This window comes from Paraclostridium sp. MRS3W1, assembly GCF_032465715.1.
Lineage (GTDB): Bacteria > Bacillota > Clostridia > Peptostreptococcales > Peptostreptococcaceae > Paraclostridium > Paraclostridium dentum.
Genome location: NZ_JAWDJM010000050.1, coordinates 56,927 through 65,207, shown reverse-complemented (window position 1 = coordinate 65,207; position 8,281 = coordinate 56,927). Strand labels below are relative to the sequence as shown.

Here is an 8,281-nt window from a genome sequence, read left to right as displayed (position 1 = left end):
GCTGTAGATACATTATTTTTTTCTAATTCTATTATATAACTTATTATATCATTTTCTGTTGATTCAAATAAGTTAATACTTTTATTTTCTATATATGTTAAATACTTTTTTATATCTATAAAGTAAGAGCTAACTGTATTTTCTGTCAACTTTCTTATAGATTTTATATATTCTATATATTCATTTAGTAGTTGCATATTGTAGTCCCTTTAAAATATTTTTAGTGTTATTGTAGATATAGCATTTAAAATAGTTTGTGCAGATACACTAATCATTATTATAAGAAATGAGTTTATTATATACCTTTTCATTAAATATGTACAGTTTGTTTTATTTTGTTTTCTTACATTTTTTATAAATTCTTCAAAGTACTTAAGTGATATTAATGCTAGTATTATCATGCCTGGAAGTACTATTGAAAATTTAATAAGTGTCACACATAACATTTTAAATGAACTAGCCTTCATAGCTATTATGAAAGTATTTATAGTATACCCTATCGATAAGCCTTTTACCGCAAAAATAATTAAAGCTATAGGTGCTAAAATTATGCTTAATGTACATATCGACATACCTGCTAATAAACTTAAGTCCATTTTTAAATTTGACATTAAAACTTCTTTTATTTTCATTCCTGAATCATAGTAGCTATTTGTATAAGTTATGTTATTACTTATTACCTCTGTATATTGAGGAAAAATTTTATTTAACAATGATCCTAAAATAACAAATAATATAAACAAACTAGATATAATTATCATATCCTTACTTATTTTATCCAATGTGGTTCTTCTATTTATTCTTCTCAAAAACTACAACCCCCTCTTTTGTTCTTACATAATTTTTATGCAAGAGAAGAGGAGGTTATTCCTAATTATAAAAGTTCTTTCGCAAGCAAAAGACCTATAGATGTTTTAGCATCTTCTATATCATTTTTATTAATCATTTCATATGCATCATTTAAATTAACTTCATGTAATTCTAAGAATTCATCTTCATCTAGACAACACTCACCCTTTTCTAGGTCTGTAGCTAGGTAAACATATATTTTTTGATTAGAAAATCCTGATGATGTATAAAATTTATGTATTAATTTCATATTATTTGCACTATATCCAGTTTCTTCTTTTAGTTCTCTAATAGCACAGTCTTTTGGACTTTCTCCCTGTTCTAACTTTCCAGCAGGAATTTCCCATAAAACTTTTTCTATTGCTTTTCTAAACTGTCTAACTAATAAAACCTTATTATCATCAGTTATAGCTACTATTCCAACTGCCCCAGGATGTTCTATTATTTCTCTTTTTTGATAGCCTTTTTTAGGAACTTCGACAGTATCTACTTTCAGGCTTATAACCTTTCCAGTATATATCCTGTCACTACTTACTGTTTGCTCTTCTATTATCATAACAAACCTCCATTAAGTAATATGCTGCACTACTTGCAGCATCAAAGAATTCACTATCTTGTTCATAATTTCTCCCCATACTCTTAACTTTCAATTCAAAATAGTTTAAATCGTCTAAAGTACTGCCTGGATTTACATATGCTATATTGTGCTTTTCAGCTAATTTATTTTCTTTTATTTGGTTATTTACATAATCTAGTTTTTCTTTATCTTTAAGCCCTATAGGTATATTAACTTCTACATTTACTATCTCACTTAATACAGTTATACTATGATGACTTATACCTACGTGTCTATCTCTTTTGTCTGCAAAGCTCATTCTCGGAATTGCAATAGGATTTCCTCCTAGCTTTTTAACAGCATCTAGTATTGGCCCTTGTTCTATACCTGTGAAACCATATTTAGTTCCTGTACCTGCTATTCCAGGCCCCATACTTACAAATACTGCATCAGCATTTAAAACTTCTTTTGCAGTTATCAATGCTGAATAAATGTTTATACATTCATAATCTCCGCCAAATGCATTACCTATTGTTATAGTATCATCTATCAATTTTTTATTTTTTAGATTTTCTACATTCTTACTTAAGTATATAGGTAGAGATGCTCCATCTGTCATTATATATACTAATTTTTTATCCGGATTATGTCTTTTGTATGATGCAACAAATGGAGTAAGCATACTATGTAATGTACCAACAACAACAGGTAGGTTATCTAGACTTTTAAACTCATTTATTTTATCATGTAGTTTACTATCTTGTTCCTCTACAGAATCTACTTTAACCTGTAACGGTGTATATCTCAATTTCATAATATGACCACCCGGAGTCATATCAGATTCTATTTTATTTAAATTAGTTATTACAAAATGATAACCACCTGTACCAAGACTTAATTCAACTGCAGTTGTATTTAATACAACTTCATCGCCTATATCTACACTTCCCGTCATCTTAGGATAATTGTAAGCTTTTTCTATATTATCATTAATATTTACAGTTATTTCTTCTAAGTTTTGTGACTTGCTTTTTATAGATTCAACTACTCCAATTCTTTTACTTATCATAAGATTACCTTCCTAGTTTATCAATAAAATTTAAAACCTTATTATTTTCTATTATTTTTGTTAAAGAGTATTTTTCAGTAAGTGCATGTATAAATACTAAAAATACTAACCATCCAATTCTTATAGGTCTAGCGTATCCTATAGCAATTAAGATTCCTATAGATATACCTAATACATTAGATCCTGTATCTCCCATCATAGCTTTAGCTTTTAAATCATCAAAGAAGTATACAATTACACTCGGTAATAATATAAGAACTAAACCTTTAGGATAACCTACTAAAGTTAATAATAGCGTTATAATTATAACTAAATATACTTTTATTGCTCTTCCTGGTCTTAAATCTAGTAAGTTCATTAAATTAGTAGATAAAGCTATTATTAAAGTGTTTATACATATATCAGCTATATTTTTAGATATTGCAACGGATATAGCAAGACCTACAAATCCTCCAAATAATGCTTTAAATCCACCCGTTGTAAGATGTCCTTTTAATAAACTTTTAAAATGCCCCTTTAATCCACTTACATCTCTATTACCTACAATATCGTCTAAAATACCTACTAAGCACATAGATAATAGTCCAAATATATACATAAATGTATATACTAAGTCGTTATGGTTAGTTGTAAAGTATATTAAAATAATACTATTTATAACTATCGTAGGTAGAAAAACTAATCCCATACTTACAGGTATCATATCTTTTTTATAATTTGGTCTTATTACATTACTCGACACCAACATATTTCTAAAAAATGGCATAACAACATAAGTTGTTGCTACACCAACTAGTAGCATTATTATATACAGTATCATATTATTCAATAACACTACCTCCATTCTTTTCTCTTCTTATTAGCAATTTTCTTTATATGGTAGTATTGTTTGCCTCTGTGTATGAACCCTTTCAAATCTCTTCCTGTTTCATTATGTGTCATATTAACTAAAATTTCTTTTATAGAATAACCATATTTTAATATATCTATTGTCATTCCAACTTCAACTCCATAACCAAAAGGTATTTCATCAAATTTTTCTAAAACTTCTTTTTTGAATATTCTTTGACCAGATATAGTAGCATCTAACTCTACTCCTGTCATCTCAAATACTGAATCTTTAGCTAATCTTTTTACAAATCCCATCCCACCCTTTTTCTTAGCAGGTGGGAATTTTGCTATTGTTACATCAACTTCATTATTTATTACAGGTTTTATAAGCTTAATAGTTTCACTTGATGAACTACCTAAATCTCCATCTAAAAATCCTATTATATCTGCATTTTCCATAGCTTTTTTTAATCCATAGTTTAATGCATAGCCTTTACCTCTATTTCTATCTAACTTAAAAACTTTTACTTTATCATTTACAATAGATTTAGCTGCTTTTTCAGTGTTATCACTTGAACCATCATCTACAACTATTATTTCATTTATTTCTTCAATATCTACTACTCCTAGTAAAGTATCTTTTATTTTATTTTCTTCATTGTATGCAGGTATTATTATACTTACATAAGGATTCATATTTACATCTCCTTTATTTTTACTTAAATGGTATTATAGAATCTACTTTATCTCCTATACCAAAGTTTCCTTTTTCTACAGAATCTCTAAGAGCGTAAACTAAAGATAGTTTACCTGTTCCTTGCTGAGAATTGTTTATAGTTGGTATTTTATCTTTTTTATAGTTTTCTAAATCAGAGAATTTAACATCACTTTTTTGAGTTCCTATTACATACTTACCATCTTCTTTTAATTTATCTATTATTATTTTATCTATATTCGTAAATTTATGAGAAGATTCATTTGTATCTCCACTTGCCATAACAACTTGAGAACAGTCTAAGTAGTTATCTGATAAATAATTTATTTTTATCATCTCTAATTTTTCTAATTGTTGTAGTTTATCCATAGCATTTTCTTCTTTTAAGCAGCTCATTATGTAATTAACTACATCTTTTTCAGTTTTTAACTGTAATTGTAATGCACTATCAAGTTCTTTTATTTTATCTTTATTAGTTAACCCTGATTTTAAAACAATATCATATGCTACACTTCCATTTGCATCTGTTATAGTCTTAGCTATGTCTTGTGTATAATCATAATTTTCTGTTGTTGATATTATTCCTACATTTTTACCTTGTAATTGGTCTTTTATTAATACTAAATAATTTTGATTTAAATAATTTACTAATTTTTTGTATTCGCTTTCTTTTTTGTCTAGTTTACCTTCTAATTCATCATTTGTTGTTTTTATGTCTTCAAACTTAGCATCTAAATCATCTATTATAGCAGCTTGTTGCTTGCTAAGTTCTTGATCATAATTTAAGTTAAATCCTACTAGCATTCCTATTCCTAATGCAATAAATATAGCCCCTATCGTTACTATATAATACTTCATATTTATATGCATGTTAATCCTCCTCAATTAATTACATCTGTAATAGTAGTCTCATTTTTAATTCCATCAAGTGCATAAATTGTTGAACACTTGGAGAGAATGATGCAAGTATTAAAACTGGGAATAAAGCAGTTGCTATAAGTGCCCATATATACTTTAATTTTAATTTACTTCTATATAATAAGTTTACACCTTTTGCATCTATTAGCTTTGATCCTATTTTTAGTCTTACTAAAAATGTACTAGCCATACCAGGTCTTCCTTTTTCTAAGAAGTCTATCATATTAGAATGTGTCCCTACAGCTACTATAAGTTCAGCCTTATACTCATAAGCAGTAAGCATAGCTATATCCTCACTTGTTCCAGGCGCAGGAAATACCACAGCTTCCAATCCTAAGTCTTGTACTCTCTTAAGTCCAGGTGCTCTTCCGTCTGTGTATGCATGAACAACTATTTCTTTTGCTTTTTGTAAAGCTTCATCACTTACACTATCCATATCTCCTACAATTACGTCTGGAGTATATCCAAACTCTAGTAAAGCGTCAGCTCCACCATCTACACCTACTAGTATAGGTTTCATTTCTTCTATGTACGATAATATTGTGCTTAGGTCTTGCTTATAGTCTTGACCTCTAACAACTATCAATACATGTCTATTCTTGTAATCTGTACTTACTTTTGGTATTTCAACTTCTCCAAGAATAAGTCCTTTTTCTTTTTTAGCATAATCTATAGTATTATCTATAAATCTATCCAACTCTACAGCCAAATTTTCATATGCCAATCTTATCTTGTTATCAACTTCGTCTTTATCTAATACTTCTCCTTGGCCTAATAATTCTCCATCTCTATAGATTTTTCCATCTATAACTTCTATTATTTGCCCCTCCTGTAAGTTGTTGAATAGTTCTTCACCTACATTGTCTACAATAAGTATATTTTTATCTACAAGTATTCCAGGTCCTTTATTTGGGTATCTACCACTTATAGATTGAGATGCATTTATAACAAGTTTTATCTTTCCCTCTACTAATGAATTTGCAGCAACTTCATCTACATCTTTATGATTTATAACTGCTATTTCTCCGCCAGTAAGTCGCTTTGCAAGCCTTTTTGTTTTTCTGTCTACCTTAATAGGGGCTTCGACTCTCATACTTAAAACCTCCAATTTTCGTTTTTGAAATCACATTACATTATAGCATTATTTTACAACAATTTAAATAATTAAAATTACGCGCCCTTCTTATAAGCTATTTATAATATTAATTAAATCTGTTTTATTGTTTATATTAGGATTTTCAATCACATTATATAGTAAAAAGTTTAATTTTTCACCTATTTCCTTTCCTTTATAGCCTAAAGCATTTAAATCCCTTCCATTTAGTGCTAATTCTTTTAATGAATAACACTCTTTATTTAAATCAATTTCTTTAATTAAATTATTTATTTTGTCATAATATTTTTTTTCAAATTCCATATCCAATATTTTTTTTACATATAATAGATAATTTAGACTTTCATGTCCTATTTCCTTTAAATAAATCTTTATAGATACTTTATCATCGATTATTTTATTATCTAGATTATCTAAAATTGTAATGCATTGACTTTTTATTTTGTTAGAATATCTTAATAATTCCAATATTTTTTTGCTTTCGTTAATGTCCCCTAGAATATACATAAATATACTTAATCTTATCACTAAATCTTTTTTACTCGACTTAAGTTTAGCTAAGTCATTTTTGTTCATTTTTACATTTTTCATTTCAAATATATCAAACATTTTTGCATCGTAAAGTATATATATTTTTTCAGGATAATTACTAAGTAAAATTTTATTTAATTCCTCCTGTATTCTTTCTGAGCTTATATTTTTTATCAATTTTATATTTTCATAAATACTTTCCAATGTTTTGTTATCTATTTTGAAATTAAGCTTAGAACTAAATCTAACAGCTCTTATTATCCTAAGCCCATCCTCTTTAAATCTTTCATCTGGATTTCCAACTGTTCTTATTATTTTTTTATTTATATCTTCTATCCCCTCAAACTCATCAACTATACCTACTTTATGATTATAGGCAATAGAGTTTATAGTAAAATCGCGTCTTTTTAAATCTTCTATTATATCCCTTGTAAACTCTACATATTCAGGTCTTCGGTTGTCAGCGTATGTTCCATCAATTCTATATGTTGTAATTTCATATTCATTTTTATTTTTTATTAAAGTTATTGTTCCATGCTTTATTCCAGTTTCAATTACTTTATAATTTTTAAATATACTTATTGTGTCTGTAGGTTTTGCATTTGTTGTTATATCGTAATCGTTAGGTTTTATTCCTACAATTGAGTCTCTTACACATCCTCCTACTATATAAGCTTCATATCCATTTTCATATATATCATCTATTATTTCTTTTACATCAGTTGGTATGTTTATTTTCATTATCTCACCTCAATTTAGTAAATTACTATATATTTTATACATTTACACAAAAAAATAAAGCCTTCAATTTATGAAGACTTTGTTTTTCATAATTTATTATTTAACCATACTGTGTTCTAATCTTAATTTATCTGCAATCATTGCTATAAATTCTGAGTTTGTTGGTTTTCCTTTTGTATTATGAACTGTATATCCAAATAATTGATTTATAGTATCAACCTTACCTCTGCTCCATGCAACTTCTATTGCATGTCTTATAGCTCTTTCAACCCTACTTGGAGTTGTATTAAACTTTTTAGCTATACTTGGGTATAGTTCCTTTGTTACTGCCCCTAATAATTCAACATTGTCTATAACCATTTTTATAGCTTCTCTTAAATATAAATATCCTTTTATATGAGCTGGAACTCCTATTTCGTGTATTATATTTGTTATTTCAGTTTCTATATTTCCTACATTTTTAACGAAATCAGTTTTAGTCATTTTTATATCCATATTATTATTTGATCTTGAATTAGAATCTACTACTGTATTTTTATTTGAAACTAATCCTCTTATTCTATTTATAAATATTACGAAGTCAAAAGGTTTAACTATGTAATAGTCTGCTCCTAAGTTTATTGCACTTTGTGTTATTTTATCTTGACCTACTGCAGATAATACTATTATCTTAGGCATTTTAGGCAAGTTCATAGCATTTAGTTTTTCAATTACCCCTAAACCATCAAGATGTGGCATTATAACATCTAAAACTAATACATCTGGTTGTGTTCTTGAAACTAAATCTAAAGCTTCTATTCCATCCTTTGCAATTCCTAATATTTCAATATCATCCTCATTAGATAAATACTCTCTTAATACTTGACAAAAATCCCTGTTGTCATCTGCTAAAACTATTTTTATTTTTTCGCTCATTAAATTTTTCCCCCCATAGAATTATAAATTTATTTAAATATT

At 27.4% G+C, this 8,281-nt stretch carries 10 protein-coding genes; all 10 read right to left on the bottom strand.

What is annotated here, in order from left to right:
* Positions 1–197: site-specific integrase (locus RWY47_RS04295; protein ID WP_316030248.1), on the bottom strand; the 197-nt coding region annotated here is incomplete at its 3' end.
* A gap of 12 nt (positions 198–209) precedes the next feature.
* Entirely contained in the window at positions 210–809 is a 600-nt protein-coding gene (locus tag RWY47_RS04290; protein WP_150843284.1) for a hypothetical protein, read from the bottom strand.
* A gap of 65 nt (positions 810–874) precedes the next feature.
* Positions 875–1,405 carry an NUDIX hydrolase gene (locus RWY47_RS04285; protein ID WP_021429595.1) on the bottom strand — a complete coding sequence of 177 codons (531 nt, stop codon included), beginning with the start codon at positions 1,403–1,405 and terminating at the stop codon, positions 875–877.
* On the bottom strand, positions 1,377–2,474 hold the full coding sequence (locus tag RWY47_RS04280) for a DUF3866 family protein (RefSeq protein ID WP_021429733.1): 1,098 nt from the start codon (positions 2,472–2,474) through the stop codon (positions 1,377–1,379). Before RWY47_RS04280 ends, RWY47_RS04285 begins: the two co-directional genes overlap by 29 nt.
* Positions 2,475–2,478: 4 nt before the next feature.
* Positions 2,479–3,303, bottom strand: coding sequence for a glycosyl transferase 4 family protein (locus tag RWY47_RS04275; protein WP_021429637.1), 825 nt, complete (start codon positions 3,301–3,303; stop codon positions 2,479–2,481).
* Positions 3,304–3,308: 5 nt separating this feature from the next.
* Positions 3,309–4,001 (bottom strand): glycosyltransferase family 2 protein, encoded by a 693-nt coding sequence (locus tag RWY47_RS04270; RefSeq protein WP_150843285.1) that lies wholly within the window; start codon positions 3,999–4,001, stop codon positions 3,309–3,311.
* A 19-nt stretch (positions 4,002–4,020) separates the two neighbouring features.
* On the bottom strand, positions 4,021–4,890 hold the full coding sequence (locus tag RWY47_RS04265) for a copper transporter (RefSeq protein ID WP_150843286.1): 870 nt from the start codon (positions 4,888–4,890) through the stop codon (positions 4,021–4,023).
* Between the two features lie 19 nt (positions 4,891–4,909).
* A complete protein-coding gene (gene steA, locus RWY47_RS04260; RefSeq protein ID WP_021429752.1) occupies positions 4,910–6,031 on the bottom strand; it encodes a putative cytokinetic ring protein SteA in 1,122 nt (373 codons plus the stop codon).
* Positions 6,032–6,121: 90 nt separating this feature from the next.
* Positions 6,122–7,324 carry a CCA tRNA nucleotidyltransferase gene (locus tag RWY47_RS04255; RefSeq protein WP_224170663.1) on the bottom strand — a complete coding sequence of 401 codons (1,203 nt, stop codon included), beginning with the start codon at positions 7,322–7,324 and terminating at the stop codon, positions 6,122–6,124.
* Positions 7,325–7,420: 96 nt separating this feature from the next.
* Entirely contained in the window at positions 7,421–8,239 is an 819-nt protein-coding gene (gene spo0A / locus RWY47_RS04250; protein ID WP_021429605.1) for a sporulation transcription factor Spo0A, read from the bottom strand.
* Positions 8,240–8,281: the final 42 nt, after the last annotated feature.